Source organism: Aeromonas sp. Y318-1 (genome assembly GCF_027706125.1).
GTDB lineage: Bacteria > Pseudomonadota > Gammaproteobacteria > Enterobacterales > Aeromonadaceae > Aeromonas > Aeromonas hydrophila.
In genome coordinates this window covers 1-1905 of the sequence record NZ_JAPDCM010000040.1, presented here as the reverse complement: position 1 = coordinate 1905, position 1905 = coordinate 1, and the positions used below count along the sequence as shown (strand labels likewise).

The following is a 1905-nucleotide window of genomic DNA, read 5'->3' as shown; positions in this document are numbered from 1 at the left end:
CGCTTAAAAATAATAAAAGCAGACTTGACCTGATAGTTTGGCTGTGAGCAATTATGTGCTTAGTGCATCTAACGCCGGAGTTAAGCCGCCGCGCGTAGCGCGGTCGGCTTGAACGAATTGTTAGACATCATTTACCAACTGACTTGATGATCTCGCCTTTCACAAAGCGAATAAATTCTTCCAAGTGATCTGCGCGTGAGGCCAAGTGATCTTCTTTTTGTCCCAGATAAGCTTGCTTAGCTTCAAGTAAGACGGGCTGATACTGGGCAGGTAGGCGTTTTATTGCCCAGTCGGCAGCGACATCCTTCGGCGCGATTTTGCCGGTTATTGCGCTGTACCAAATGCGGGACAACGTAAGCACTACATTTCGCTCATCGCCGGCCCAGTCGGGCTGCGAGTTCCATAGCTTCAAGGTTTCCCTCAGCGCCTCGAATAGATCCTGTTCAGGAACCGGGTCAAAGAATTCCTCCGCTGCCGGACCTACCAAGGCAACGCTATGTTCTCTTGCTTTTGTAAGCAGGATAGCTAGATCAATGTCGATCATGGCTGGCTCGAAGATACCCGCAAGAATGTCATTGCGCTGCCATTCTCCAAATTGCAGCTCGCGCTTAGCCGGATAACGCCACGGGATGATGTCGTCATGCACGACAAGGGTGACTTCTATAGCGCGGAGCGTCTCGCTCTCGCCAGGGAAAGCCGAAGCCTCCATAAGATCATTGAGCAATGCTCGCCGCGTCGTTTCATCAAGCTTTACGGCCACAGTAACCAACAAATCAATATCGCTGTATGGCTTCAGGCCGCCATCCACTGCGGAGCCGTACAAATGCACGGCCAGCAACGTTGATTCCAGATGGCGCTCAATGACGCTTAGCACCTCTGATAGTTGGTTCGAAATTTCGATGGTCACCGCTTCCCTCATGATGTCTAACGGGCGAGGTAAGCCGACCGCAGAATGCGGGTCGGCTTGACCGAAATGTTAGAACCAGAAGCCAAAACGGATAACTTGAATTTGGCGACGGGCGCTAACCGTGAAAAAACGCTGCGCCACCGAGGCGGCACAGCACTGCAAAAACGATAGCTGCTTGCGCTTGCTACGCAAGGGCTAGAGGCCAAAAAGACTGAAAACCTGCGCAGCCCATGCAGGCGAAGCCCGGAAAAAAGGCAAAACAGGCACTGAATAACGCCTGAAAAGCTAAATGCCGTTTGAATAAACATGAGCTAAATAAAGCTGGGTTTCAGTGGTGCTAACGTTGGACGTAACGAGAGCCGGAGCGCAGCGGAGGGAACCAAAATGCGCAGCATTTTGGCGTCCCGTTGACGGAATGGTTAGCCGTTTCGACGCGCATAAACGGAGTGGGTGTACGGAATTACAGCTTGAATGGTTTCGGTTGAGACAAGCTCGAATTCTGTTTCGTTGAGCATTGGGAAGAAGGCGTCACCCTCGAAGGTTTGATGTACCTCAGATAGAAACACGCCGTGGGCGTGAGGTAGTGCCAGAGTGTATATCTCAGCTCCGCCCGCGACGTAGAGTTCATTGCCGAGTTCGGATGCCAAAGCGATAGCGTGCGACAGCGTTGAAACAACTACGCAGCCAGTGGCGCGGTAGTTAGCTTGGCGTGAGATTACCAATGTGTGACGGTTCGGTAGAGGCTTGCCGATAGACTCAAAGGTCTTTCGCCCCATGACAACGACTTTTCCCTCAGTGAGTCTGCGAAAAATCTTCTGCTCACCCGGAATTTTCCAGGGGATATTAGGACCATTGCCAATAACCCGATTGGCTCCCATCGCAGCAACGAGATAAATGCGTACTGATTCCGAGTTCATATGGCTAACTTTGTTTTAGGGCGACTGCCCTGCTGCGTAACATCGTTGCTGCTCCATAACATCAAACATCGACCCACGGCG

3 protein-coding genes are annotated in these 1905 nt (G+C 51.7%); all 3 read right to left on the bottom strand.

What is annotated here, in order from left to right; genetic code table 11:
• Nucleotides 1-127 precede the first annotated feature (127 nt).
• The 3 genes from OKB87_RS23475 to dfrA12 all read right to left on the bottom strand — a co-directional run bounded on the left by OKB87_RS23475 (nucleotide 128) and on the right by dfrA12 (nucleotide 1824).
• Nucleotides 128-919, bottom strand: coding sequence for an ANT(3'')-Ia family aminoglycoside nucleotidyltransferase AadA2 (locus OKB87_RS23475; protein ID WP_001206356.1), 792 nt, complete (start codon nucleotides 917-919; stop codon nucleotides 128-130).
• Between the two features lie 5 nt (nucleotides 920-924).
• The gene (locus OKB87_RS23470; RefSeq protein WP_001336345.1) at nucleotides 925-1215 is read right to left on the bottom strand and encodes a DUF1010 domain-containing protein; all 291 of its coding nucleotides are present in this window, start codon (nucleotides 1213-1215) and stop codon (nucleotides 925-927) included.
• A gap of 111 nt (nucleotides 1216-1326) precedes the next feature.
• A complete protein-coding gene (dfrA12, locus tag OKB87_RS23465) occupies nucleotides 1327-1824 on the bottom strand; it encodes a trimethoprim-resistant dihydrofolate reductase DfrA12 (protein WP_001083725.1) in 498 nt (165 codons plus the stop codon).
• Between the last annotated feature and the right edge of the window lie 81 nt (nucleotides 1825-1905).

Excerpts from the sequence above, each read along its gene's own strand:
- OKB87_RS23475 (WP_001206356.1), bottom strand. The coding sequence starts at position 919 with ATGAGGGAAGCGGTGACCATCGAAATTTCGAACCAACTATCAGAGGTG.
- OKB87_RS23470 (WP_001336345.1), bottom strand. The coding sequence starts at position 1,215 with ATGTTTATTCAAACGGCATTTAGCTTTTCAGGCGTTATTCAGTGCCTG.
- dfrA12 (WP_001083725.1), bottom strand. The coding sequence starts at position 1,824 with ATGAACTCGGAATCAGTACGCATTTATCTCGTTGCTGCGATGGGAGCC.